Raw genomic sequence first — 25,190 nt, 5'->3', positions numbered from 1 at the left:
GTTTTGGCCAGCCATTGGCCAGCGAACGGCAAGCCGCTCCCTGCGGTACGGAAAATCCGTACCGGGGTTTGCTGGGTCAATGGCGTCCTGGCGCGTTTGCGCCGGAAAATCAGAAGTGCGCGATCAAACCAATACCAAATGCACGTGGGCTATCACCCGGCGCCAGATAGGCGCTGCTTGTGCCCGAATTGTTGCTATAAATCGGTGCTTGTCCCAGATTCACGCTTTGCTGGGATTTATTTTTGATATCGGTGTAATAGACGTAGGTTGCCAGGTAATCATTGAATTTATACATGGCACCCAAAGACCATTGAGTGGCTTCATAGTCTTCCGGATTGGCAAATGTGGTGTTATCCAGCTTGCCTAATTTGGCATATCCAGCCATCAGCGAAATGTTTTCGCCAATATCCTGCGCGGCCGAAATCATCCAGGCATTTTGTTTCATGCTGCCTGTAGTCAGGCTTGGATAAAGATTGCCGCCGCTAGCGGCCGTGAATTGCGAGTAGCCATAATTGCCAACTTCATAACCTGCGCCCACATAGGTTTTTGTCGGGAACTTGTACGAAGCGACGACCTTATAAAAATAGGTATCGACGTTATTGACCGAACCGGTCTGAAAGCCATAACCGGAGCTGAGGTTATCCGTCAATACACCGGTATTGGCCTGGCGATCGTAGCCCACACCCACTTCAAAACCGGCGATACCGTATTTGGCTGCCAGCGAGTAACGACCACGATTGCCGCCACTGCTTTCGTTCTCATCAAAGCCGTATGAAGCCGCAGCCTGAAAGCCCGCCCATGTTGGCGATGTGTAATGCACCGAGTTTTTGTAGCGTGCTTCGCCACGGCTGAACACGCTGTTGGCGTTACCGGTCATCTGGGCAGAGGTATTGTTGAGCACATCCAGACCATGCGAGGTCATGCCCAGGTTACCACCCAGCTCGCCCCCCGAACCGACGAGGCTGCGATAGGCCGAATCGTTATTACCCGCAACAAAACGACCAAAACGGGTATCGTCAATACCCACGAATGTATTGCGCGACTCCAGGGTAGCAGAACTGCCCTGATCATTAACGCCGCCATTTTCAAAGTTGTTCAGGCCACCTTCCAGTTGCCAGATCCCTTTGGCGTACTGGTTGATACCAATAGAACCGCTAAATCCCAGGCGCGAATTACCATCGGAAACGCGGCCGCGTGAATTATATGGGGTCGCCCCGCCATCAGCCTGTACCGATTCAACCTGGCCATTCAGAAAACCGTAAATCGTTGTCTGAATATCAAGATCTTTCATGGCCTGGCTTAAATCGGCAAATGCCGGAGCACAGATACAACTGAAAACCGATGCGCCAGCCAGCAGCATGGCTTTCATTCTGAAATTGCCATTTCTTACCATAGTATTACTCCCTGTTTTATAACGCCGATATATGCGGCCTTGAAGTACTGCAATTCACCTGCAATCTTTTTTATCAATTGCAAAATGCGGGCGTAAAAAGCCCCTTCCGGCAGAAAGACGGAAAAATGCAGTACCAGGTATTAGTTCAGTCTGTTGGTTCAGGCTGTCAGATATGTATTTCCAGACTGCTATCCGGTCCGCCAGACCCTTTGCGCAGGGCCTGGCGTTCTGGCTAATCGATCAACCAGTCATGTTCATCATAATCAGGCCGTAGCCACCGCACCCACCGGTGCCTGAGTCACGATGACACGTTCACGGGCCAGCAAGCAGACAATGATGGCCGCCACGATGTCAAAGAATGCCAGCACCACAAACAGCGGGCTGTAGCCGATTTGGGTGACCAGCACGCCAAACACCAGCGTGAACAGGGTGGCACCAAGGTAACCAAACATGCCGCCCAGACCGGTTGCAGTCGCCACTTCGTTTTTGCCGAAGACGTCAGACGTAATGGCATACAGCGCGCCGGAGAGGGTCTGGTGGGCAAAGCCACCTACACACAACAGGGCAATGGCAGCGTACGGGCTGGCAACAAGACCCACACAAGCCGGACCGACCATACACAGGGAACCTGTCACCATCACCATCTTGCGGGAAGTAAACAGCGATACCTTGCAATACTTGTGATACAGCGGGCTCAGATAACCACCCAGCACGCAGCCAATATCAGCGGCCAGGAACGGCAGCCAGGCAAACAGGGCAATCTCTTTCAGGTTCATATGGCGTTCAGTGGCCATGTACAGCGGAATCCAGGCATTGAAGGTTTGCCATGCCGGTTCAGACAGGAAACGCGGGATACCGATGGACCAGAAGTCACGGTTACGCAGAATTTCTTTCCACGATGCCTTCTTGGTGCTGGTGTCGTTGTACTTGGCTTCCTGGCCGGCCAGGATGTAGTCACGCTCATCGTTAGAGAGGTGTTTCTGGTCTTTGGGGTGCTTGTACAGCCACATCCATAGCCCGGTCCAGACAAGGCCCAGCCCGCCGACGATCAGAAAGCCCCACTCCCAGCTACCATGCAGGATGGACCAGACCACGAGCGGTGGCGCGCACAATGCGCCAATAGAAGAACCGATGTTGAACCAGCCAATCGCCACCGAGCGCTCTTTGGCCGGGAACCATTCGGTCGTGGCCTTCACACCTGCCGGAATGCCCGCAGCTTCACTCAGCCCCAGCAAACCACGCATGAACGCCAGGCTCTGCCAGCCGGTTGCCATTGCAGCACCGGCACAAGCCACGGACCAGGCCAGCGCAAAAATGGCAAAACCCATCTTGGTGCCGATCGTATCCAGAACATAGCCTGCAACAGGCTGCATAAATGCATAACAGATCTGCCAGGAGACCACGATCCATGAGTACTCTTTGGCAGTGAAATGCATCTCCTCCATCATGGTGGGCGCGGCAACCGACAGCGTATTGCGTGCCAGATAATTGACAATCAGCCCCGCGGTGACCAACCCCACCATCCACCAGCGCATGCCTTTGATTTTATTCATGACATATCCTTCAACCACTTGATTGATAAGCCAGCCACTCCGGTCTGGTTTATGCCAGATACCGGACTCCAGCGCGGCTGGATTTAACCGGGTCGTTAAGGTGATGGCTAGCTTGCCAAAACCGCCGACCTCTGCAAATTGAATTCAGTCCATCTACGCCAGTAACAGCGTGTTTGTCTGCACGACCCCGGATTGACCCAAACCCTGCGGTTTTTCCGAATGGAACAACCAATCGGGCTCACGTAGGGTACTGTTCTTCCAGTGATTTTTTGTGCAGCGCACCAAGTTCGTGCTGTTTCGCACTGCATTGGTGATATATCAGAATGCTGCACCTAATATATCAGTATGACAAGCGCTTTGTAGGCCGTCTGGATCAAACTACATTTGGTCTGTAAGCGGCAAAAAATGGGGAAACCCAAGGCCGATGCGGGCCCGCAGGAAGAAAGTGTGAATCAGCCTGTTACAGTTTTTTTGCGTTATATCAAAAAATGGACTGCAACCTTTAGGCGACACCCCTGCCCGCCCGCTGGCGGGGTATAGCGGGATCAGCGGCAAAGTAGCGTGGATGCTGGTTTTGCTGGAGGCGGGCTAAAACGGGATCAGCAGTGCAATTTATAGTGCAGTGCCGCAAAGCACACTGTCGATGACCTCGATCCAGTGCACAACGGGAATCGCCGTCCCGTTTTGCAAATGCGCAATACAGCCAATATTGGCAGTCGCCACGCAGGTGGCGCCGGTCTGCGTCAGCGCCCGGCATTTTTCGTCACGCAAGGTGAGGCTCAATTCTGGCTGGAACAATGAGTACGTACCGGCCGAACCACAGCACAGATGCGCATCGTGCGGCAGACGGGCATTGATGCCAAAGGCGGCCAGTATTGCCTCGACCTTGCCGCGGATTTGCAAGCCATGCTGCAAAGTGCATGGCGGGTGGAAAGCCACGCCAGCCGGCGGTGGAAAGCGCGCCTCCTGCGCCAGTTGCGCAGCATGGGGCTCCAGGACTTCGGCAATGTCTTTGGTCATGGCAGAAATCTGTTCGGCTTTGCGGGCATAGTGCGGATCGTTGCGCAGACGGTGGCCATATTCCTTGAGCGCCACGCCACAACCCGAAGCATTGCTGACAATCGCTTCTGCACCGCCTTCAATCAGCGGCCACCAGGCATCAATATTGCGTCTGGCATCGGCCAAAGACGCTGCTTCAAAATCCAGATGCTGGTGAATGGCGCCGCAGCAATGCGCTGCGGAGGCACGCAGGACCTGAATGCTGGCCTGATCCAGCACCCGTGCGGTTGCCCGGTTGATGTTGGGGGCCATGGCGGGCTGGACACAGCCTTGCAGCAAAATGACCTTGCGTTCATGCGTCATGCGTGGCCAGACACCGGCTGCGGGACGCCGCGCGGGAATATGATCCGCCACTGCCGCCGGCAAGGCCGCCTGCAACACCTGGCCCAGCCGCAGTACGGGCGTAAACAGCACCCCCGTATGCAGAAAGGCCGCCAGCGCGCGGCGCATAGCCTGTTCGGTCAGTGATCGTGGATTGCGTTTGAGCGCCAGCCTGCGCCCGGTTTCCAGCAAGCGGCCGTACTGGACACCGGCCGGACAGGTGGTTTCGCAATTGCGGCACGTCAGGCAACGATCCAGATGTTGCCGGGTATCTGCGCTGGTGGCATGCCCCTCCAGCATTTGTTTGATCAGATAGATCCGGCCGCGCGGGCCATCCAGTTCATCCCCCAGGATTTGGTACGTGGGGCAGGTCGCATTGCAAAAGCCGCAATGCACACATTTGCGCAAAATGGCCTCGGCTTCCTCGCCCTCCGGGGTTTCACGCATGGCTTGTTGTAGACGCGTTTGCATGGGGTCTGGTCAGAAGCGCGGGTCAATACGGCATGGATTAAAGATGCCCGTTGGATCGAACACCGCCTTGAGGCGCCGTTGTATCGCGGCCAGCGGGCCGGGTATGGAAGAAAAAGCCGGCAACCCGCCTTCAGTGTTGGTCCCGCGCCGGAACAAGGTGGCGTGCCCACCGGCCCGTTCGGCAACGCGGCGGATTTCTGCCGCAGGTTCCGGCGTGCGCCACCAGCGCAGTCCCCCGCCCCACTCCAGCCACTGCGCGCCTTCCAGCGCCAGCGCCGGGGTGGTGGGTGGTACGGCAATACGCCACAGCGCGGTGGCGGAAGGCGCAAAGAAATCACTGGTCTGTTCACGCAAGGCTTGCCAGTACGCGGTAGAACCGTCGTCTGCCACCAGATCGCCCCCCAGTTGGGCAATGGCCGACTGGACGCCAGCCTTGCTGCCGGACAAACGCAACAATAATTCGCCCTCATGCCAGGCGGATGCACTCATGGGAACCGGCTTGCCGGCCCAGTGATTCAGCGTTTCGATCGCCTGGTTTTCATCCATCACAAACCGCAGCGAGTGCGTGGCGACCGGTACCGGCAACAGCCGTAGCGATACATCCAGAATCACCCCCAATGTGCCGAGTGACCCGGCCATCAGCCGCGCCACATCGTAACCGGCCACATTTTTCATGACCTGACCGCCAAACCGCATCACCTCGCCGCGCGCGTTCATGATGGTCACACCCAGCACATAATCCCGGATCGCCCCCGCGTACGCCCGGCGCGGACCAGCCAGGCCCGCCGCAATGCAACCGCCCAGGGTGGCAGTCGGGCCAAAGTGCGGCGGTTCAAACGGCAACATTTGTCCATTTTGGGCGATGGTGGCTTCGATTTCGGCCAAAGGGGTGCCACAACGTGCTGTGATCACCAGTTCAGCAGGGTCGTACGCCACCACGCCGGCATAGTCGCGCACATCCAGCACCGGGCCGGGCACCGGGTTGCCGTACCAGCTTTTACTGTCGCCACCACGAATACGCAACATGCCGCCAGCCGCCCGCGCAGCCCCGATTTGTTCGCGCAGGCGCTCCAGCACGGGCGAGGATGTCACTGCCGGCAGGGGCATCAGAACCTCTCGATATCCGGGAACGGCAAGCGCCCGCCGCTGACATGCATATGACCGTACTCGGCACAGCGGGCATGCGTGGGAATCCCCTTGTCGGCATTGAGCAAACCGGCCGGATCAAACGCACGCTTGATCGCCAGAAAAGTCTCGCGCTCGGCGGGCGTGAACTGCACGCACATGGAGTTCAGTTTTTCGATGCCCACGCCATGTTCACCGGTAATGGTGCCACCCAGTTCCACGCAGCGCTCCAGAATGTCAGCCCCGAAATCCTCGGCCCGGCGTAACTGGTCAGCGTCGTTGCCATCAAACAGGATCAGGGGATGCAGATTGCCGTCTCCGGCATGAAACACGTTCAGGCACTGCAGGCCGTAAACCTCTTCCATGCCCTGAATACGCTTGAGCAATTTGCCAATAGCGCGCCGCGGTATGCTGCCATCCATGCAGAAGTAATCCGGGGCCAGCCGCCCGGCGGCCGGCAGCGCGTTCTTGCGGCCAGACCACCATTTGAGCCGCTCGGCCTCGTTGCTGGAGACCTGTACATCCCGGACTTCATGCCGCTGCAATACAGCACAAATGCGGGCGACCTCTTCTGCCACTTCTTCGCGGTTACCATCTGCCTCACATAACAGGAGGGCGGCGGCCTCCTGGTCGTAGCCGGCATGGACAAATGCCTCCACGGCGGCAATCGCCGGCTTGTCCATCATTTCCAGCCCGGCCGGGATGATGCCTTCACCGATAATGGCGGCGACGGCGTCACCGGCGGTTTCCACGTCGTCAAACGAAGCCAGCACCAGTTTGGCCACGGGCGGCTTGGGGATCAGCCGCACGGTAATCTCGGTGACCACCGCAAACATGCCCTCGCTGCCGATCAACAGCGCCAGCAAATCCAGTCCTGGTGCATCTGGCGCCAGCGAGCCAAACTCAAGCACTTCACCATCCATGCTGATGGCTTTGACGCGCAGGATGTTATGCACGGTCAGCCCGTATTTCAGGCAATGCAAACCCCCGGCGTTCTCGGCCACATTCCCGCCGATGGTGCAGGCAATCTGGGACGATGGGTCGGGTGCGTAATAGAGTTCATACGGCGCAGCGACTTCAGAAATGCGGATATTGCGCACGCCAGGCTGGACGGTCGCGGTCCGCGCCAGCGGGTCAACCTCCAGCACCCGCGTCAGCCGCGCCAGGGACAACACAAGGCTGTTGGGCATGGGTGTGGCCCCGCCGGACAAACTGGTGCCCCCGCCTCGGGGCACCACCGGTACGCCTAGCCGCCGACACTCACGCAGTACGCCCTGCACTTGCGATTCGTCATCCGGCAACGCCACCATCAGCGGCAATTGCCGGTATACCGGTAGCGCATCTGTCTCATAAGGCGCCAGATTCTCCTCTCCCGTCAGCACCTGGCAGCCGGGCACCGCCGTTTGTAAAGCATTCAACAACCGCGCGCGCAATTGCGCACCGGCGCTGGTCGGCGGCGTATCCAAAGCAGAAGCGTGGTGGCTGCCCGCATCAGTCGTCATGGCTTGGGCCATAGGCTCACAAAGTAATGCGGGTGCCGAGCACGTCCAGAAATGCAGCGAGCCAGGCCGGGTGGGCGGGCCAGGCCGGCGCGGTGACCAGATTGCGGTCCCGATGCGCCGCGCTGATCTCGATCTCGGCATAGCTGCCGCCGGCCAGGCGGACTTCCGGCGCGCAGGCCGGGTAGGCAGAACACGTGCGCCCTTCCAGCACGCCGGCGGCGGCCAGCAATTGCGCACCGTGGCAGATTGCGGCGATAGGTTTGTCCGCCTTGGCAAAATGACGGACGGCATTCAAAACGTCGGTGTTCAAGCGGATATATTCTGGCGCCCGCCCGCCTGGAATCAGCAAGGCATCGTAGGCAGCGGGGTTGATTTCGCTGAACGTGGCATTGAGGGTGAAGTTGTGGCCGCGTTTTTCGCTATAGGTCTGGTCACCTTCAAAATCATGGATGGCCGTACGAATCTGCTCACCCGCTTTCTTGCCAGGACAAACCACATCCAGTTGATGGCCCACCATCAACAGCGCCTGAAACGGCACCATCAGTTCATAGTCTTCAACATAGTCGCCCGCCAGAACCAGTATCTTTTTTGCGCTCATGATGTTTCTCCGCAGAATCGCAACATCGGCAAAACCCGCCGCCCTGGCTTCAAGCTAGTACACAAAAATGACGAATGCCGTTCTTGTTTTACACCCGCCTGACAGTACCAGCCAGTGCCCGGTGTTTATCTGGATTTCTTGTACCGGATGGCATTCATGACGCTTGAATATGCTGTGCCGCCCACCCACCTGATCTGGGTGCGGCTTTTCCGCACTGACGTTTATCCGGAGCAAGTACATGCGTCGTCGTTTCCTGTTTGCGGTCAGCATTGTTGCGCTGCTGCATGTGTATATCGGCCTGCGGTTAATTCCCGCATTACCGTTCGGGCCAGCGGTAGATACCGCCGCAGTCGTCTTCCTGGTGCTCTCTACCCTCTTGCTGCCTTTGGGCCTGATTGCCCGTGGCATTGCCAGTCAGCCTTTGTCAGACCGGCTGTCCTGGGTCGGGCTGATTGCCATGGGGCTGTTTTCTTCCTTGTTTGTGCTCACGCTGCTGCGGGAGCCCGTCTTGTTGCTGGGCACTTTGGCGCTGTCGGCAAATGGTCTTACCAAACTGGTCACGGCCTCTGCCGTCGCTGTACCGGTCCTGGCGCTGGTCGTCAGCCTTATTGGTTTTGCCAATGCGCGGCGGCGGGCCCGCGTGGTCCAGATCGATGTACCGCTGGATAACCTGCCCGCCGCGCTGAACGGCTTCACCATTGTGCAAATCAGCGATATCCATGTGGGGCCAACCATCAAACGCCGCTATCTGGATGCCATCGTCAACAAGGTCAATGCACTGCAGCCTGATGTCATTGCCGTCACCGGTGACCTGGTTGATGGCAGCGTGGCCGACCTGAGCCCGCACACTGCGCCCCTGGCCCGTCTGCAAGCCCGCTATGGCGCGTACTTTGTGACAGGCAACCATGAGTACTACTCCGGTGCAGATGAATGGACTGCCGAGTTGCGCCGCCTGGGTCTCCATGTGCTACTGAACGAGCACGTGGTGCTGGATCACGATGGTTCGCCGCTGGTCCTGGCGGGCGTGACGGACTACAGCGCCCACCATTTCAATGAAGCCCAGCGCAGCGACCCGCAAGCCGCGCTGGCCGGTGCACCGGATAACGCCGGCGCACGCGTGTTGCTGGCGCATCAACCGCGCACTGCCACTGCCGCGGCAAAAGCCGGTTTTGATCTGCAATTGTCCGGCCATACCCATGGCGGCCAATTCTGGCCATGGAACCTGTTTGTGCGCTTCCAGCAGCCGTTTACAGCGGGGCTCAACCGGCTGAACCGCCTTTGGGTGTACACCAGCCGGGGCACGGGCTATTGGGGACCGCCCAAACGCTTTGGCGCGCCCTCCGAGATCACCCGCGTACGGCTGGTTACGGCCGGCTGAAACCGGCGTTGAGAGGTTGGAGATGCCAACATGGCTGCCTGCGGGCAGCCATGTTGTTTTTGGGCGCCAGACCTGCCGCAGATGACCGTTTTTCAGCGTGAATACGCCCTTGGAGACGAACGGTCTTGCGATGCCGGAGGACTCCTGACAGAGTGTCGCCCCCATGCATTTAGCATAAAACAATCAATCAAATACCAATCAGGTAGCGTACCAGACGGAGAGACACATGAAGTTGCACAAGTCCCTTGTGCTTGCACTAATGCTGGCCTGCGGCAGCAGCGCGGCACTGGCGGCCAAAGGGCCAGCCATCCGCATCGGCATCGATACGGCTTACCCGCCGTTTGCCTCCAAGAATGCGGCCGGTAAATTGCAAGGCCTGGATATCGATATCCTCAACGCCGTTTGCAAAAAGCTCGATGCCCAGTGCAGTTGGGTGGAAACCCCGTTCGACAAACTGATCAGCGGCCTGATGACCGCTCGTTTTGATCTGATCGGCTCGTCGCTCAACATCACGGAAGAACGCAGCAAGAGCATTGCGTTTACCGACGCCATCTACAACGTGCCCGTGCAACTGGTGGCCAGCAAGGCCAGTCAGCTGCAAGCCACCCCTGCTGCGCTCAAGGGTAAGCGGGTTGGCGTGCTCAAAGACTCGACGTCTGATGCCTGGGCCCGCGCACACTGGGAACCCTATGGCGTCACGCTGGTGGAATACCCCACGCAAGACAAGGTGTATCTGGATCTGATTTCCGGCAAGATCGATGCCTCACTGCAAGACGCGCAAGCGGCCTATACCGGCTTTCTGAAAACAGCCTTTGGTAGTGGCTACAGCTTTGTCGGTGCCCCTTTGCAAGACGCGGCGCTGTTTGGCGGCGGTATGGGTCTGGGGGTGCGCAAGAGTGACACCACCCTGCACCAGCAGATCAACGCGGCGCTGCTGGCGCTCAAGGCGGACGGTACGCTGGATCGCATCGCCCATCAGTACACCCAGATCACCCTCCTCAAGAACGCCCCGGCCAAATAAGCCCGTGCGTGTCTGATGCGGGCCTTGCGCCCGCATCAACTCCCTCTCCAGCGCATCAGGCCATATACAGCGGTATCTTCGGCTATAAAGCCTCAAGGAGCCTTGGAGAACCCGCATGAACTGGTATCTGGCTGTCCTGAAAAACTACACCGGCTTCACCGGCCGCGCCCGGCGCAAAGAGTTCTGGATGTTTGCGCTGTGCAATTTGCTGATTTCGCTGTTGTTACGCGCCCTTGATCATTTGATCGGCACCACCTTTGTGGCAGAGGGTGAGGTCGTCGGCATTCTGGGTACCCTCTATGGCCTGGCGGTGCTGATCCCCAGCATGGCCGTGGCCATACGCCGCCTGCACGATGGCGATCATGCCGGCTGGTGGCTCTTCATGGCGTTGTTACCCATCGTGGGGAGCATTGTTTTGCTGGTGTTCATGTTGCAGCAAAGCACACCGGGCCCCAACCGCTTTGGCCCTTCGCCACGACTCGACTTCGACGAACCAGAACCCCCTGTTCCTCCGTTTTACCACCAACACTGAACTAAACAGCCGCCAGGCAGCCGGTCCGCGCGTGCCCAACACTTTTCATTATATTTTTATATATAATATAATGATGTAAATTGTTGAGCCTGTGTTGATCGCAAATCATGAACCCGCCTGAACTCCCCTCTGCCCAAACCCTGCGCCAGGGTGCGCTGGCCGCTGCGGCGACGCTGCGTGTGCTGGCGAACCAGGATCGGTTGTTGTTGCTGTGCCAACTCAGCCAGGGGGAAAAAAGCGTCAGCGAGCTTCAGTCCCTGCTTGATTTACAGCAGCCTTCGCTCTCCCAGCAGTTGGGCGTATTGCGGCAAGAGAACCTGGTCAGTACGCGGCGCGATGGTAAGCAAATCTACTACCGCATTAGCGATGGTCGCGTCCTCACCCTGCTTGAAACCCTCTACACCCTGTACTGCCCTGCAGACTGAACGAGCCCCTCATGACCCTGGACTGGCAACATTTCTCTCCCTTTACGGCACTGGCCGGCGGCGTGCTCATTGGCATTGCCAGCGGCGCGTTGTTTCTCCTGACTGGCCGCATTGCCGGCATCAGCGGCATTGTGGGCGGACTGCTGCAAGGCCCGGTGCGCAACACAGGCTGGCGCTGGGCCTTTGTCGCCGGTCTGTTGATTGCGCCGTGGCTTTGGCGCGGGTGGTCGGTGCTGCCAGAAATCCAGATCAGCGCGTCCAGCGCCTGGCTGATTGTCGCCGGACTCCTGGTGGGCTTTGGTACTCGCCTGGGTTCGGGCTGCACCAGTGGTCACGGCGTGTGCGGTTTGGCGCGTCTGTCCCCGCGTTCATTGATCGCCACGCTGAGTTTCATGGCGACGGGCTTTGCCACCGTCTGGTTGCTGCAACACGGTTTGCGATAAGCAAGGAGGTACAACATGGCGATTGTGTTTGCTGCATTGTCCGGACTGATTTTTGGTCTGGGGCTCATCCTCTCCGGCATGGCCAATCCGGCCAAGGTGACGGGGTTTCTTGATCTGACCGGCGTGTGGGACCCGTCCCTGGCGCTGGTCATGGCCGGGGCTATTGCCGTGGCGCTGCCATTATTCCGGCTGGCGCGCCGACGGCAGAACGCCGTGAGTGGCGACGCATTGCAATGGCCGCAATCCCGCCAGATTGATGCGCCTCTGGTGATCGGGGCACTGATTTTTGGCGCTGGCTGGGGGCTGGCCGGTATCTGTCCTGGGCCGGCGCTCGTATTGTTGGGCGCAGGGCTGCCGCAGGGGCTCTTGTTTGTGGCGAGCATGCTGGCTGGCATGGGGCTGTTTGGCCTGGTCCGCCGCCGGATAACCCGCACATGATTGTGGTGTTGTTGCTCGGTACGCTGGTGGGCGCCGTACTGGGCCTGACGGGCGCTGGCGGCGGCATCCTGGCCGTGCCCGCGTTGGTCAACGGTCTGGGTTGGACCGTGCAGCAAGCGGCTCCGGTCGCGCTCATTGCCGTTGCCACAGGTGCTGCGGTCGGCGCGCTGGAGGGGTTTCGCCACGGGCTGGTGCGCTATCGGGCGGCGGCGCTAATTGCCCTCGCCGCCATGCCGATGACCTTTGTCGGCCGCTGGCTGGCCTTGCAGATTTCCGCCACGTTGCTGGCGGGTGTGTTCGGTGCAGTGATGTTACTGGTCGCGTGGCGCGCCTGGCAAAGTGCCACCGCCAGAGCCGAACACCCACAACAGGCCGCAAGATGCCGGGTCGATCCGGTTTCCGGGCGACTGATCTGGACGCCTCTGACCGTGGTGTTGATGTGCGTGGTGGGGATGCTGACCGGTTTGTTGACGGGCTTGCTGGGCGTGGGCGGCGGCTTTGTCATCGTGCCAGCCCTGCGTCGGCTCACCAATCTGGCCATGCAATCCATCGTGGCAACCTCGCTGCTTGTCATTGCCTTGACCGGGATTTCTGGTGTGGTCTCGACGCTGGTCCATGGCGGCCAGCTTCCGGTAATGGTCTTGTGGCCCTTTATGGGGGCGCTGATTGCGGGGATGGCCCTGGGACGCAAGCTGAGCGGTCATCTGTCTGGCGCAACCATCCAGCGCAGTTTTGCGCTGCTGCTGTTGCTGATTGCCGGCAGCATGCTGTGGCGTGCTGCCGGCCTCTGAGCCGGGTAACTGGCGCCCCACAAACTCAGTTCAATTCCTGATCCAGATAAAACTTCACGCCCTTGCCGGTTAACTCTGGCGCGACATTGCCTTTGGCATCCAGCTGGTACATCCAGACGCCGGGCAACACCTCAGCGGCAGCCTTACCCGTGCCTTTGGCAGCATCGACCGCGTACTGGCTCAAGGTGTAGCCCCTGGCCAGAAAGCTCTCCAGCCCATCCTGGGTTTTAAAAACAAACACTACGCTATAGGTCTTGATGCCTGTTCCCCAGCCAGAGGGCGTGTTGAACATGCGCATATAGGTTTTCTTGTCAGTACCCGTGGTTTTCACCATGCCGGTACCAAAACCGCCGGGCAGCAAAATGCCCATGCCGCCGTTGGTGAACGCGCCAAAACCCACACTCTGGTCAATCTTCGCCTTCAGTTCCGGGTCGGTTTTTTCCAGCTTGTCCACCAGGTCACGCGTGTTCATATCCACGGTATGGCGTTTTTCGGCAATGTTGGACCCGTTGACCGCGTGCGCCGGGCTACACAACCAGACGGCCACCAGTGTCGGGGCAAGCCAGCGCAAGGCCGGCCAGACGAATCGTTTCATGTTCTGCTCCTGGCCGCCTGGGCCATCCGGAAAACATAAACAAACCGGCCTGCCTGCGCAGACCGGTTCATGGTTCAAACCACCCGATTTACTTGGCTGGCGTGACAGAAATTGCCAGGGCATCTGTCAACACGGCCACGATCTGATCGCCCTTCTTCACGTCTTTCATGACCTGGGGGTCTTCCACCTTGACGTCCACAATGTGATCCTTCGGACCCTTGACGCGAATGGTGCTGTGTTTTTTATCCACGCTGATCACATTGGCCACAATGGTCTGGCGGCGAACGGCGGCGCCACCCGGTTGCTCACCCGCAGCGGCCGAGGTCGTTGCGGAGCTTTCGACATCGGCGCGAATACCATCGCCCCCTTTCTTGAGCGCCAGCGCGATGGACCGGCGATATTCCGCATTCACGCGGTCACCTGTTTTGAGTTGATCAAAGTTCTTGGCATCCGGGCCCACGGTCAAATCGAACACATTGCCCCGGTCACCCTTGATGGTGACCACACGGTTGGCCGTATCAATCGCGGTAATGGTGCCCGACCCGCGCACAACGGCTGCGCCGCCTTTGACATCCTTGATTTGCGGCGCGGACGCTGCGGTGTCAGCGGCCATGGCGGTGTGACCCAGCGTCAGCGTTGCCAGGGCAAAAGCGGTCAGGAGCATACGTTTTTTCATGGAAAATACTCTCCGAAAAACCAGATTGTTATGAGCTTGCGGTGGTGGTCGCCCAGGCCAGCGTAGCGGCTGCCAGATACCAGCCGGGGCGGTACGCTTCATCATAGAAAAGACTGACAAAATCGCGAATGTTACTTTCGGGAATTTTTCCATGACTTGACCTAACCTCGATAAGCGGGCATCAGAAATCACTAAAGTAGCTCGCCCCTTCTTCCGTGATTGCCGCAGGAGCCGCCATGCGCAAAAGCACCTGTCTCAAGACCCTTTGTCTGCTTGCCACCGCATTTGGCGCTGGCACCGCCCGGGCCGACACCCTCTGGCTTGATGCCGGCCTGATGAGCGCCCCGGCGCAGGATGACCACTCCTATGCCTGGAGTCTGGTATACAGCCATCCTTTTACAGCCAACTGGTCGGCCAGTTTTTCCTGGATCAACGAAGGCCACGTAGAAAACCACCATCGAGACGGCCATTCAGCCCAGCTCTGGTACAACACCGATCCGTTCTGGCATGGCCTCAAACTGGCGGCAGGTGTGGGTCCTTACCGTTATTTCGATACCACCACAGCCAGCACCAGTGACAATTACGCCGACAACCACGGCTGGGGTGCGATTTACAGCGTGGCGGCCATCTGGCAAACGCCGGGCAGCAACTGGCAATACGAGATGCGTTACAACCACATTGCGGCCAGCAGCAGCATTGATACCAACTCGGTGACCCTGGGTCTGGGTTACAGCATGGCGCCCGATACGCTGGGCGCCGCTGGCTGGCGCGCGGGTGACGGACAGCAGGAAATCACGGCCTATTACGGGCGCACCATCCTCAATAGTTTTGATTCCGAAACCGGTACGGCGGGCGGACTGGAATATAGATATTCGCTGAGCCCCTGGGTCAAATTGTCGGGCGCGTGGCTCATTGAAAACAACAACGCTACCGTACGCCATAACGGCGCGCTGGCGGAGATCTGGCTGGAACCGGAATTCTTCAACAAGCGCTTTACCATTGGCGTCGGTGGCGGGGCGTATCTGCTCCTTGACGAGAAAGACAACGTGGTCGCTGGCCGTGATGCCGATCCCAGCCGCGTGTCTGGCGTGGTGACACTGACCAGCAGTTATCGCCTGGATGACCGTTGGCGTGCCCGGGTGTCATGGCACCGTATCGTGACCAGTTACAGCCGCGACAGCGACATCATTTTGCTGGGTGCGGGATATCAGTACTGAGGCACTCGCGCCGCTGCGCACAAGCAGTTACGCACCCTGGCATGCTGCGCCATCACGAACATGGCATAGTCATTGACCGACCTCAGTGAGCCCCATCGATGGATTTTCCGGAACTGAAAACCGATCGCCTGATCCTGCGTCCATTTGTCGCTAGCGACGCCGCCGAGTTATACGCCATTCACAGCGATGTGGAAGCCATGCGCTGGTTTGGTTCCAACCCGGCACAAACACTGGAAGACGCAGAGAAAATCCTGCAGTTTTTCATGGCATTACCGCAGCAAGCGGTGCCTGGCATGCGCTGGGCCATTGTGCGGCGCGCCGATCTGCAATTGATGGGTTCATGCGGTTTTTTCAAATGGGACCGGGCCTGGCATAACTGCCAGATTGGTTATGAACTGGGTCGGGACGCCTGGGGCCAAGGCTATATGCAGGAAGCATTGGGCGCTATGCTGGACTGGTTGTTTGCCCATGTGCGACTGAACCGGATTGAAGCGCGGGTACATCCGCTCAATAGCGCATCACTCAAACTTCTGGGCAAACTGGGGTTTGTGGTTGAGGGGACACAGCGGGAAGCCGGCTACTGGCACGATCAATATCATTCGCTCGTACTATTGAGTCTGCTGGCGGCTGAGTTCGCCACACCCCGAACCGGGGTACTGGTCAACAACGGCTGAACCCGCTGATGCTGCCAACCAAAAAGCCAGTCGACGTGACTGGCTTTTTGGTTGGCGCACCCGCCTCACCACATATACCCGACACCAAAACCCCAGGTCAGCTGGCTGGCCTTACCCCGCTCGGTGATGATGGGTGAATCCCCCGCCGAGCCAATCAGATACTGGTCAATGACCGCCGCGCCCACAGCCCAGTGTTGATCCAGTTTGTAGATACCCCCTAACCAACCGTACACCTGCTGATTGCCGCCATGCGCGGTGAACATGGGGAGACCGGAGGCTTGCGCCCCGCCCGCGTCCACGCCGTAATAGGTATTCATGAAACTCTGGCTGGCCCAGGCATAGCCCGCCCCGCCGCCCAGCAAAAGGCGCTCGGATGTGGGCAGCCAGACAGAGGCAAACAAACCACCCCGCACACCGTCATACACGCTGCCGGCATTGGTCAGCACGTTAGCGTAAAGCCGCATCCGGTACGGGATGTCGCCAGAGTGGTAGTACTCGTAACCGACAAATGCGCCGCCCTCCAGCGTGGTGCTGATTTCAGGCAGGCGTTTGAGTACGGGATCATCCAGATCACTGCGGCCCAGTTTGACCGAGAGCGCCGGTCCCCAGCGGAAATGCGATCCTGGCTCACCCAGGTCAATCTGCGCATACGGGCCATACCACTCCAGCAACCAGCCCTGTCCGTGATACTCCACGCCCGGCACCGCGCCGATCATGGTGTCGCTACAACCACTGCATTGCGTGGTCGAGCCCACCCCCACCCCAATCATGTTCGGCATCTGTGGCAGATCAAATGCACTGGCCCTGGCGGCCAGCAACAACAATGCCGCCCCCAGACACCGCACTACGCCTCTTCGTTGGCTGCTGCCCCCCATGTGCATTTACTCCATCTTCTTTATCGTCAAAACCTTCATTCAAGACTGCAAACCGCAAAGCTACAAACCCGGTCACCCTCTTCACATCAAGATACTTGCGCGGTCATGGTTGAGTGGCCGCAAGTTTGGTACGCTTGCGCTTCTTTTCGCTGCCTGTGTCCCCGCCGTGCGTACCGTTCTTTTTTGTCTTGCCAGTGCCCTTGTTGCCGCCCCCGCCATCGCGGCGGATGAACCTGCCAACGCAGTCGAGCCCGTGCCAGAGCGGATTGAAGCTTCTGCCCCGCCGGCAGAAACGGCATCTGCGCCGGTGGCCTCCGCGCCCGTTACGGCCTCCGTGCCAGTCAGCACCGCCACGACGCCAGTGCCCGCGCCATTGCAGCCTAACCAGGCGGTCAGCGGAGATGCCGCTGGCCGTGCTTTGCTGAATACACTGCTGCCGACCGGTATCCCGGATCGGAGCGGCTGGTCGACGGACATTTTTACTGCCTTCAGCACCCTGAAGATCCCCTACACACCGGCATACTTTTGCGCATCCATTGCGGTGATTGCGCAGGAATCGAGCTTCCAGAGCGACCCGGTCGTGCCTGGGCTGGGCGAGATCGTCTGGCAAGAGATCGACAAGCGCATCCACAAATTCGGCATTCCGCGGCTGGTGGTTCAAGCCGCATTTGCCAAATCATCACCGGATGGCCGTAGCTACAACGAACGGGTCAATACGCTGAAAACCGAGCGGCAAATGAATGCCCTGTTTGAAGACATGATTACGGAGCTGCCCTTCGGCCCCAAACTGTTTGCGGACGACAACCCCATCCGCACTGGGGGCCCCATGCAGGTCGGGGTGGAATTTGCCAAGGGTCACGTGCAGGTCTGGCCCTATCCGTACAAGATTCAGCGCAGCCTCAGAGACGAAGTATTTACCCGGCGCGGGAGCGTTTACTTTGGGACTGCGCATTTGCTGCAATACCCGGCCAGCTATCCAGACATGATCTACCGCTTTGCCGATTACAATGCCGGCCGCTACGCCAGCCGCAGCGCGGCCATGCAAGTGGCGCTGGCAAAAATCAGCGGGCAAAAGCTGGTGCCAGATGGTTATCTGGTGAGTTACAACGGTGCGGTGCCCACCAATACGGTGACGGATAGCCAGCGCATCTTGTTCTCGCTCTCCGACAAACTGGGTCTGACGCGCCAGCAAATGCTGGCCGATATCAAACAAGAGCGGTACGCCGCCTTTGAGAAAACGGCCACCTTTACCCGCGTGTTTGCCCTGGCGGACAAAACCGCCAGCAAGCCCATGCCCCGCGCAGCGTTACCGCAGATCCGGCTGATTAGCCCCAAAATCACCCGCAAACTCACCACCGCCTGGTTTGCCCAGCGGGTGGATGGCCGCTATCAGGACTGCCTGACCCGGTTGAAGTAACTTATAAGCCGGTGCAGAACGGGTAGTCCACGTCTGGCCGGCGACCACTGATGATCTCTGCCACGGCATGACCCGAGCCCGCGCCCTCGGTCCAGCCCAGCGTGCCGTGCCCGGTGTTGACGAACAGGTTGGCATAACGGGTGCCACCAATATAGGGCAGATTGCCTGGCGTGGCAGGGCGCAGCCCGGCCCAGAAGGTGGCGTTGGCGTAATCGCCCGCGTGCGGGAACATCTCCTGGGTCCGCTTGAGCAGCGCGGCACAGCGGATTGGATTCAAGCTCAGATCATAACCATTGAGCTCAGCCGTCCCCGCCACCCGAAAGCGATCACCCAGGCGAGAAAGCACCAGTTTGTGACCGTCATCCGTCAGGCTGACTTCTGGTGCTTGATCACCATCACGCACCGGAATAGTGGCGGAATAACCTTTGACCGGGTAGACATCCAGGGTAATCCCGACCGACCTGAGCAAGCGGGCGCTGTAACTCCCCATGCAGACCAGATACGCGTCGGCCTTCACGTGTTCCGTCCGCAACACGCCGTCTTCATCCGGCCCGCGCAATAACGCGCCTTTCACTTCACAGCTTTCTTCCCCATCCAGATGCAGCACCTCAGTGCCATATCTGAAGCGCACCCCCGCCTTCACCGCATGTGCAGCCAGTGCCTGGGTAAATTTGTGAGCGTCGCCAGATTCATCACTGGGGGTGTAAGTCCCCCCCACAACGCGTTTGCGCGCGTGCGCCAGGGCCGGCTCAATCAGCAGGCACTCGGCCGCGGATTTCACTTGCCGATCCAGCCCGGTCTGTCGCATATGTTCCGCAGCCGGCAAAGCGGCGGCAAATTCGCGTTCGTCGGTGTAGTAATGCAGGATGCCGCGCGTGAGTGCGTCGTATTCCAGGTGAAGGTCTGCGCGCAGGCTCTGCAATTGCGCGCGGCTATATAACCCCAGCCGCACCAGGCTTTTCAGATTGGCCCGCGCCCGCGCCGGCATGCACTCGCGCAAAAAACGCAAGCCCCAACGCCACTGGTGATGATCCGCCCTGGGGCGCCACAACAAGGGCGCATCTTCTTCCGCCAGCCACTTGAGTATTTTCCAGGGCGCTTTGGGATTAGCCCAGGGTTCGGCATGACAAACCGAGATCTGGCCGCCGTTGGCAAAGCTGGTTTGCAGGCCCGCCGCCGGTTCGCGTTCGATGACCGTGACGTCATGTCCGGCGCGCGCCAGAAACCAGGCGGAGCTTACGCCTGCAATGCCTGCCCCCAACACGACCACCCGCATTCGCCCGTTCCTCCCGTACCGAAGGCGCAATTATGCATGTATCCTGGACCACGGCGTGGACCGGTTACAATCACACTTGATTCAAGCCAGACTCCCCTCTATCAGCGCTTGACGCCGCATCAGCTCATTTGCAGCACTTTTTTGACAGGCGCAAATGCACACCGATCATCCCCAACGCTTTTCTTCTGTAGAACAATTGTTCTATAATCCGGCCACCACACATTTTCTCTACAGGTCGATCGTCATGGATGACAACAAGAGCAAGGCGCTTGCCGCCGCACTGGCACAAATCGAGCGGCAGTTCGGCAAGGGCGCCATCATGAAGATGGGCGATAACCAGATCGAAAACGATCTGCAAGTTGTCTCCACAGGCTCTTTGGGTCTGGACCTGGGGCTTGGGGTTGGCGGTCTGCCGCGTGGCCGTATTGTGGAAATCTTCGGGCCGGAGTCCTCCGGTAAAACCACGCTGTGTCTGCATGTTGTGGCGGAAATCCAGAAGCTTGGCGGTACTGCCGCCTATATCGATGCGGAAAACGCACTGGACCCGATCTACGCCCAGAAACTGGGTGTGAACGTGGGCGATATGCTGATTTCCCAGCCGGATACCGGTGAGCAGGCACTGGAAATCGCTGACATGCTGGTGCGTTCCGGTGGCGTGGATATCATCGTGGTCGATTCGGTTGCCGCGCTGGTCCCCAAGGCGGAAATCGAAGGCGAAATGGGCGACACTCACGTTGGCCTGCAAGCCCGTCTGATGAGCCAGGCACTGCGCAAGCTGACCGGTAACATCAAGCGCACCAACACACTGGTGATCTTCATTAACCAGTTGCGGATGAAGATTGGTGCCATGATGCCTGGCCAAAGCCCGGAAACCACCACTGGTGGTAACGCGCTCAAGTTCTATGCTTCTGTCCGTCTGGATATCCGTCGTATTGGGGCGGTGAAGAAGGGTGAAGAAGTGATCGGCAACCAGACCAAGGTGAAGGTTGCCAAGAACAAGGTGGCTCCCCCGTTCCGCGTCATTACTTTCGATATTCTGTACGGCGAAGGCATTAGCCGCGAAGGCGAAATTGTTGAGCACGGCGTGACCCACAAAGTGGTGGAAAAATCCGGCGCCTGGTATAGCTACAACGGCAACAAGATCGGCCAGGGTCTGGAAAACTCCCGCCAGTACCTGAAAGACAATCCGGAAGTGGCCGCAGAAATTGTCGCCAAAATCCGTGAAAAAATCGGTCTGTCCAGTGCCCCGATTGAAATGGGTGGCAATCAGGATGACGAGCTCGAACTCGAAAACTGATCCGTCTGATGCACGACGAAGACGATGTGTTTGAAGAATCCACCAGCGCCGATCGTGAAAACGACGGCGCGGTGGCGTTTGACCCGACGCGGTTTCGCAATCGCGCACTGGCACTGCTCTCCCGCCGCGAATATGCGCGCGCCGAACTGCGGGCCAAACTGCGCCCGCACTGCCCCGACGAACAAATCCTGGATGACCTGCTGGATGACTTCCAGCAACGCAAATGGCTCTCTGATGAGCGCTTTGCCGAGCAATGGGCGCATTACCGCTCGCAACGCTATGGCACGCGGCGGCTGGTTGCCGAGTTACGCCAGAAAGGCGTCGCCAGCGAAATCATCAGCAATACGCTGGAAAACCTGGAAACCGACGAGTTCACCACCGCCCGCACCGTGTGGCTGCGCAAGTTTGGCCAGCCACCACAAGACGCCAAAGAACGTGCAAAACAATTACGCTTTCTGGCGGCGCGCGGTTTTAGCACCGGGGTGATTTACCGCGTAGTCGGCGGGGAAGACGAGTCTGACCACTTTGACGACTAAGCAGACCGTACCGGCCGTTTACCCGCCAGCCAGTCCCGAAAGAACGCAATAAACACCCGCACCTTGGCCGGTACATGCCGGCTATCCGGGTAAACTGCGTACATCCCCCCTGCCGGTAACGTCCACTCCGGTAACAGCCGCACCAGCCGGCCGTCGTTCAGCAGCGGCGTCACCGTTCCCTCATCCAGCACCACCACGCCTGCGCCATGCTGCGCCAGCACCAGTGCCGTGGTGGGAGTACTGGTCCGAATAGCCGGCTGAACGCGGATGGTGCAGTTCTCACCTTCTGGATGGACAAAAGTCCAGGTCAGTGGCGCAGATAACAAACTCAACACCAGCCAGCGTTCCCCGACCAGATCACGCGGGTGTCTGGCCTGCAAACCGGAACGCGCCAGGTAATCCGGTGCTGCCACGGCAAACTGTTCAAATCGTCCCAATTGCGTCGCCCGCAAGCTGGAATCCCGCAGCCAGCCCATGCGGATCGCCACATCCACGCGTTCGCGTACCAGATCCAGCACTTCGTCCGTCGCCAGCAGATCAATCTGTAAATCCGGGTACAGGTCACCAAATGCCGCTAGCGCCGGTGCCAGCAAACTGGCGGCATGATCCGCCGGTGCCGTGATGCGTAACGTACCTGTCGGCACGGCGATATCGCCATTCAGCCGCGCCACACTGTCATGCAAAGACTGGATCAACGGTGCGGTATCCCGCAGCAAGGTTTCGCCCGCTTCGGTCAGCGTGACACGGCGGGTGGTGCGCACAAACAGCGCAGTGCCCAGTTGCGCCTCCAGCCGGGCAATCTGTTGGCTCAGGCCCGCTTTGGTCATGCCCAGGCGCTCCGCCGCCGCGGTAAAACCACCCGCCTCGGCAACCGCAGCAAAGAGTTCAATCCGGTTCAGATTCAGCGGTTCGGCCATGATTTTGTAAACAAAAAGTGAACAGTTAATTATCAAGCAGGCACTTTATCTGATCAATCCAAATACCGACAATGATCGCCATACCCGATTTGATGCGGAACTTGCCGTGCAACCTGTTTTGACTTTGCTGTTCGACCCTTTATGTGGCTGGTGCTACGCCGCCCACCCCGTACTGGAAAAACTGACCACTGCACTGGCGGGCCAGGTGCAATGGCAAATGTTGCCGACCGGCCTGTTTGCCGGCGAAGGCGGTCAGGCCATGACGGCGCAAAAGCGGGAGTACTTCTGGCGCAATGACCAGCGTATTGCCGAACTGACCGGCCAACCATTTACCCAGGCGTATTACGACCAGGTATTGAGCGATTTCAGTCGCCGCTTTGATTCCGCCCTGGCCACCAAAGCGTGGTTTTTGATTGCGCAGGCGCTGGCCGCGCTGCAGGATATCCAGCGGGTACGTTATGTTCACGGCCACGGCAGTGACGACCGTGCGGCACTGACCGGCGTTGCCAAACACTACGGGCTGGATGCGGATGCGTTCGACGCGGCCCTGCAAGCCAGAACACCCGCCGCACTGGATGCCGCCCAGGCCGAAGCCACGCGGCTGATGCGCAGCTTTGGTGTCTCCGGCGTGCCCGCACTACTTTTGCAGACGTCCCAAGGCAGCGGCATTGTGCCTGGCGGCGCGCTCTACCAGGCCCCTGAGCAACTGATTGAGATGATCCGCAACACCATCACCGCTTGATTCACAACACCAACGACCTACAAGGAAAAACACCATGAATATCGCGCTCATTGGCGCCACCGGCTTTATCGGTTCCGCCCTGCTGCAAGAAGCCCTGCAACGCGGTCACAAAGTGACCGCACTGGTGCGTGACACCAGCAAGCTGTCCGCCCACGCCAATCTGACTGCAGTTGCGGTGGATGTGAACGACGCTGCCACGTTGGCCAACGCCCTCAAGGGTAGTGATGCCGTGATCAGTGCGTTAAGCGGCCACACCCAGGGCAATGACGCCATGCGCGCCTATTTTGTGGCCGGTTATCACAGTATTCTGGCCGCCACCAAAACGGCCGGGATCAAGCGCATTCTGGTGGTGGGCGGTGCCGGCAGTCTGGAAATCGCACCGGGCGTGCAACTGGTCGATACCCCGAATTTTCCGGATGCGTACAAGCAATCGGCGTTGGGCGCGCGTGACGTGCTCAACCTGTTGCGTGAAGAAACCGCGCTGGACTGGACCCTGTTGAGCCCGGCGGAAATGATCAAGCCGGGCGCGCGCACCGGCCAGTTCCGCCTGGGTGGCGATCAACTGGTAGCCGACGCCAACGGCAACAGCGAGATTTCAGTCGCCGATTACGCCGTCGCCATGCTGGATGAAGCCGAGCAAGGCAAGCATATCCAGCGCCGCTTTACCCTGGCGTACTAAGGACTTATAAAAACGGCCCTTTGAACGGGCCGTTTTTGTTGGCATGCCCAGGCAAACAGTAGGGTGGATTCGCGCAGCAATCCACCCTACACCGGCAAGCTGCCCCGCATTATTTCACGGAGGACGGAAAATCCGTCGATTGCGAGCCCTGCATCCAGCAATCCCACGGCGGCGTTTCACCCCACTTTTGCTGCAGGTAATCCACCAGCGAGCGCACTTTGGCCGACAAATGCCGGCGACTGGGATAAATGGCCTGCAACGACATTTCCGGCAAGGTATAACCCGGCAATATCTGCACCAGCCGTCCTGCGCGCAAGTCTTCACCCACCAGAAAAGTCGGCTGGATAATCACGCCCTCGCCCGCCTTGGCCGCTTCGGTCAGGATGTCGCCATTATTGGCCCGAAATACCGGTTTGATCTGCACCGGCACTTTACGTTGCTGGGCGTCTTCAAATGCCCAGGTATCCCCTTCGGCAAAATAGGAATACGACAAGGCCCGATGATTTTTCAGGTCGCCCGGCACTTTGGGCGTGCCGTGGCGCACCAGATATCCCGGCGCGGCGCAGGCCACAATGCGGATGGGTGCAATCCGCCGCGCCACATACGATCCTGGTAATTGCGCGGCAATGCGCAAACCCATATCCAGGCCTTCTTCCACCAGATCTACCGCGCGGTCAGACAGCGAGACATCCAGGTGTACTTGCGGAAACTGCGCGCAGTACCCGGGCAAAACGTCCGCCAGATGCCGCGTGCCGAGCGAGAGCGGCGCGGTAAAACGTAACCAGCCAGAAGGTTGCGAGGCTTCGCTACCTACATCGGCCTCGGCTTCTTCGACGTCAGACAAAATCTGCAGTGCGCGTTCGTAATACGCGCGGCCCGCATCGGTCAGACTGAGCCGGCGCGTGGTCCGCTGCAACAAGCGGGCGTTTAAATGCGATTCCAGATCCGCCACCAGCCGCGACACGGCAGACGTGGACATATCCAGTTTCTCGGCAGCGCGCACAAAGCTGCCGGTTTCCACCACGCGGGCAAAGGTCTGCATGGCCAGCAAGCGATCCATAGGGAATACCTTTTATTGCGGCAGCTGGAACAATCCAGCGTCATAAAGCAGATTTATCACAGATAATCTGAGGTATCAAAGGGGATTACGTGCTGATACGATGCGGAGCGGATAAATAGGTGATAATGACAACTAATTTTGATCAACGTCTGCTCACCACGGTCGGCCGGCCATTTTGT

The 25,190-nt window shown here is 58.9% G+C and carries 26 protein-coding genes; 14 read left to right on the top strand and 12 right to left on the bottom strand.

The genetic code is table 11. The features are described 5' to 3' along the window. Positions 1 to 109: 109 nt before the first annotated feature. The 6 genes from HNQ50_RS03015 to HNQ50_RS02990 all read right to left on the bottom strand — a co-directional run bounded on the left by HNQ50_RS03015 (position 110) and on the right by HNQ50_RS02990 (position 8,022). The gene (locus HNQ50_RS03015) at positions 110 to 1,360 is read right to left on the bottom strand and encodes a porin (protein ID WP_373282220.1); all 1,251 of its coding nucleotides are present in this window, start codon (positions 1,358 to 1,360) and stop codon (positions 110 to 112) included. A 296-nt stretch (positions 1,361 to 1,656) separates the two neighbouring features. Then, entirely contained in the window at positions 1,657 to 2,946 is a 1,290-nt protein-coding gene (locus tag HNQ50_RS03010) for an MFS transporter (RefSeq protein ID WP_184097405.1), read from the bottom strand. A 612-nt stretch (positions 2,947 to 3,558) separates the two neighbouring features. Beyond that, positions 3,559 to 4,797, bottom strand: coding sequence for a glycolate oxidase subunit GlcF (gene glcF, locus HNQ50_RS03005; RefSeq protein ID WP_184097403.1), 1,239 nt, complete (start codon positions 4,795 to 4,797; stop codon positions 3,559 to 3,561). Positions 4,798 to 4,806: 9 nt separating this feature from the next. After that, positions 4,807 to 5,904: a glycolate oxidase subunit GlcE gene (gene glcE / locus HNQ50_RS03000; protein ID WP_184097400.1), complete on the bottom strand. Its 1,098-nt coding sequence runs from the start codon at positions 5,902 to 5,904 to the stop codon at positions 4,807 to 4,809. Continuing rightward, complete coding sequence (locus HNQ50_RS02995) at positions 5,904 to 7,424, bottom strand: FAD-linked oxidase C-terminal domain-containing protein (protein ID WP_184097398.1); 1,521 nt, start codon at positions 7,422 to 7,424, stop codon at positions 5,904 to 5,906. Before HNQ50_RS02995 ends, glcE begins: the two co-directional genes overlap by 1 nt. Before the next feature lie 16 nt (positions 7,425 to 7,440). Then, entirely contained in the window at positions 7,441 to 8,022 is a 582-nt protein-coding gene (locus HNQ50_RS02990) for a DJ-1/PfpI family protein (RefSeq protein ID WP_184097396.1), read from the bottom strand. Positions 8,023 to 8,260: 238 nt separating this feature from the next. Here HNQ50_RS02990 and HNQ50_RS02985 point away from each other — a divergent pair, with 238 nt between their 5' ends. From HNQ50_RS02985 to HNQ50_RS02955, 7 genes are all read left to right on the top strand, one after another. Continuing rightward, complete coding sequence (locus tag HNQ50_RS02985) at positions 8,261 to 9,400, top strand: metallophosphoesterase (RefSeq protein WP_184097394.1); 1,140 nt, start codon at positions 8,261 to 8,263, stop codon at positions 9,398 to 9,400. A gap of 226 nt (positions 9,401 to 9,626) precedes the next feature. Then, complete coding sequence (locus tag HNQ50_RS02980) at positions 9,627 to 10,421, top strand: transporter substrate-binding domain-containing protein (RefSeq protein WP_184097392.1); 795 nt, start codon at positions 9,627 to 9,629, stop codon at positions 10,419 to 10,421. Positions 10,422 to 10,536: 115 nt separating this feature from the next. Then, a complete protein-coding gene (locus HNQ50_RS02975) occupies positions 10,537 to 10,953 on the top strand; it encodes a DUF805 domain-containing protein (protein ID WP_184097390.1) in 417 nt (138 codons plus the stop codon). Between the two features lie 107 nt (positions 10,954 to 11,060). Continuing rightward, complete coding sequence (locus HNQ50_RS02970) at positions 11,061 to 11,378, top strand: ArsR/SmtB family transcription factor (RefSeq protein WP_184097388.1); 318 nt, start codon at positions 11,061 to 11,063, stop codon at positions 11,376 to 11,378. Between the two features lie 11 nt (positions 11,379 to 11,389). Further along, positions 11,390 to 11,821 (top strand): YeeE/YedE family protein, encoded by a 432-nt coding sequence (locus HNQ50_RS02965; RefSeq protein ID WP_184097386.1) that lies wholly within the window; start codon positions 11,390 to 11,392, stop codon positions 11,819 to 11,821. Between the two features lie 15 nt (positions 11,822 to 11,836). Continuing rightward, complete coding sequence (locus tag HNQ50_RS02960) at positions 11,837 to 12,259, top strand: DUF6691 family protein (RefSeq protein ID WP_184097384.1); 423 nt, start codon at positions 11,837 to 11,839, stop codon at positions 12,257 to 12,259. Beyond that, positions 12,256 to 13,050 carry a sulfite exporter TauE/SafE family protein gene (locus HNQ50_RS02955; RefSeq protein ID WP_184097382.1) on the top strand — a complete coding sequence of 265 codons (795 nt, stop codon included), beginning with the start codon at positions 12,256 to 12,258 and terminating at the stop codon, positions 13,048 to 13,050. Before HNQ50_RS02960 ends, HNQ50_RS02955 begins: the two co-directional genes overlap by 4 nt. 25 nt (positions 13,051 to 13,075) lie before the next feature. Here the strand turns inward: HNQ50_RS02955 and HNQ50_RS02950 are convergent, their stop codons facing one another. Together HNQ50_RS02950 and HNQ50_RS02945 are read right to left on the bottom strand one after the other, a co-directional pair. Beyond that, the gene (locus HNQ50_RS02950; protein ID WP_184097381.1) at positions 13,076 to 13,645 is read right to left on the bottom strand and encodes a lipid-binding SYLF domain-containing protein; all 570 of its coding nucleotides are present in this window, start codon (positions 13,643 to 13,645) and stop codon (positions 13,076 to 13,078) included. A gap of 88 nt (positions 13,646 to 13,733) precedes the next feature. Then, positions 13,734 to 14,321 (bottom strand): hypothetical protein, encoded by a 588-nt coding sequence (locus HNQ50_RS02945; RefSeq protein ID WP_184097379.1) that lies wholly within the window; start codon positions 14,319 to 14,321, stop codon positions 13,734 to 13,736. 236 nt (positions 14,322 to 14,557) lie between these two features. Between HNQ50_RS02945 and HNQ50_RS02940 the strand changes: the two genes are divergently transcribed. Together HNQ50_RS02940 and HNQ50_RS02935 are read left to right on the top strand one after the other, a co-directional pair. Then, positions 14,558 to 15,538 carry a hypothetical protein gene (locus tag HNQ50_RS02940; RefSeq protein ID WP_184097377.1) on the top strand — a complete coding sequence of 327 codons (981 nt, stop codon included), beginning with the start codon at positions 14,558 to 14,560 and terminating at the stop codon, positions 15,536 to 15,538. A gap of 98 nt (positions 15,539 to 15,636) precedes the next feature. Continuing rightward, complete coding sequence (locus tag HNQ50_RS02935; protein WP_184097374.1) at positions 15,637 to 16,212, top strand: GNAT family N-acetyltransferase; 576 nt, start codon at positions 15,637 to 15,639, stop codon at positions 16,210 to 16,212. Between the two features lie 65 nt (positions 16,213 to 16,277). Here HNQ50_RS02935 and HNQ50_RS02930 read toward each other — a convergent pair whose 3' ends face one another. Then, positions 16,278 to 17,087: a MipA/OmpV family protein gene (locus tag HNQ50_RS02930; RefSeq protein WP_184097372.1), complete on the bottom strand. Its 810-nt coding sequence runs from the start codon at positions 17,085 to 17,087 to the stop codon at positions 16,278 to 16,280. Between the two features lie 166 nt (positions 17,088 to 17,253). On the opposite strand from HNQ50_RS02930, the gene HNQ50_RS02925 reads away from it, so the two are divergent. After that, positions 17,254 to 18,504: a DUF1615 domain-containing protein gene (locus tag HNQ50_RS02925; RefSeq protein WP_184097370.1), complete on the top strand. Its 1,251-nt coding sequence runs from the start codon at positions 17,254 to 17,256 to the stop codon at positions 18,502 to 18,504. A gap of 1 nt (position 18,505) precedes the next feature. Here the strand turns inward: HNQ50_RS02925 and HNQ50_RS02920 are convergent, their stop codons facing one another. After that, positions 18,506 to 19,780 (bottom strand): D-amino acid dehydrogenase, encoded by a 1,275-nt coding sequence (locus tag HNQ50_RS02920; protein ID WP_184097368.1) that lies wholly within the window; start codon positions 19,778 to 19,780, stop codon positions 18,506 to 18,508. A 244-nt stretch (positions 19,781 to 20,024) separates the two neighbouring features. On the opposite strand from HNQ50_RS02920, the gene recA reads away from it, so the two are divergent. Together recA and recX are read left to right on the top strand one after the other, a co-directional pair. After that, a complete protein-coding gene (gene recA, locus HNQ50_RS02915; RefSeq protein ID WP_184097366.1) occupies positions 20,025 to 21,077 on the top strand; it encodes a recombinase RecA in 1,053 nt (350 codons plus the stop codon). Between the two features lie 8 nt (positions 21,078 to 21,085). Continuing rightward, positions 21,086 to 21,613, top strand: a complete 528-nt coding sequence (gene recX / locus HNQ50_RS02910) for a recombination regulator RecX (RefSeq protein ID WP_184097364.1) — start codon at positions 21,086 to 21,088, stop codon at positions 21,611 to 21,613. Here the strand turns inward: recX and HNQ50_RS02905 are convergent. After that, complete coding sequence (locus tag HNQ50_RS02905) at positions 21,610 to 22,530, bottom strand: LysR family transcriptional regulator (RefSeq protein WP_184097362.1); 921 nt, start codon at positions 22,528 to 22,530, stop codon at positions 21,610 to 21,612. The genes recX and HNQ50_RS02905 overlap by 4 nt on opposite strands. 106 nt (positions 22,531 to 22,636) lie before the next feature. Between HNQ50_RS02905 and HNQ50_RS02900 the strand changes: the two genes are divergently transcribed. Both HNQ50_RS02900 and HNQ50_RS02895 read left to right on the top strand, forming a co-directional pair. Beyond that, positions 22,637 to 23,272: a DsbA family protein gene (locus HNQ50_RS02900; protein WP_184097360.1), complete on the top strand. Its 636-nt coding sequence runs from the start codon at positions 22,637 to 22,639 to the stop codon at positions 23,270 to 23,272. Positions 23,273 to 23,306: 34 nt separating this feature from the next. After that, positions 23,307 to 23,951: an NAD(P)-dependent oxidoreductase gene (locus tag HNQ50_RS02895; RefSeq protein ID WP_184097359.1), complete on the top strand. Its 645-nt coding sequence runs from the start codon at positions 23,307 to 23,309 to the stop codon at positions 23,949 to 23,951. Positions 23,952 to 24,060: 109 nt separating this feature from the next. Here HNQ50_RS02895 and HNQ50_RS02890 read toward each other — a convergent pair whose 3' ends face one another. After that, complete coding sequence (locus HNQ50_RS02890; RefSeq protein WP_184097357.1) at positions 24,061 to 25,011, bottom strand: LysR family transcriptional regulator; 951 nt, start codon at positions 25,009 to 25,011, stop codon at positions 24,061 to 24,063. Between the last annotated feature and the right edge of the window lie 179 nt (positions 25,012 to 25,190).

Origin of the sequence: Silvimonas terrae, from assembly GCF_014202765.1 — a bacterium.
In the GTDB taxonomy this organism is placed as follows: Bacteria; Pseudomonadota; Gammaproteobacteria; order Burkholderiales; family Chitinibacteraceae; genus Silvimonas; species Silvimonas terrae.
The sequence above is the reverse complement of the archived record's forward strand: the minus strand, read 5'-3'. Positions and strand labels throughout refer to the sequence as shown.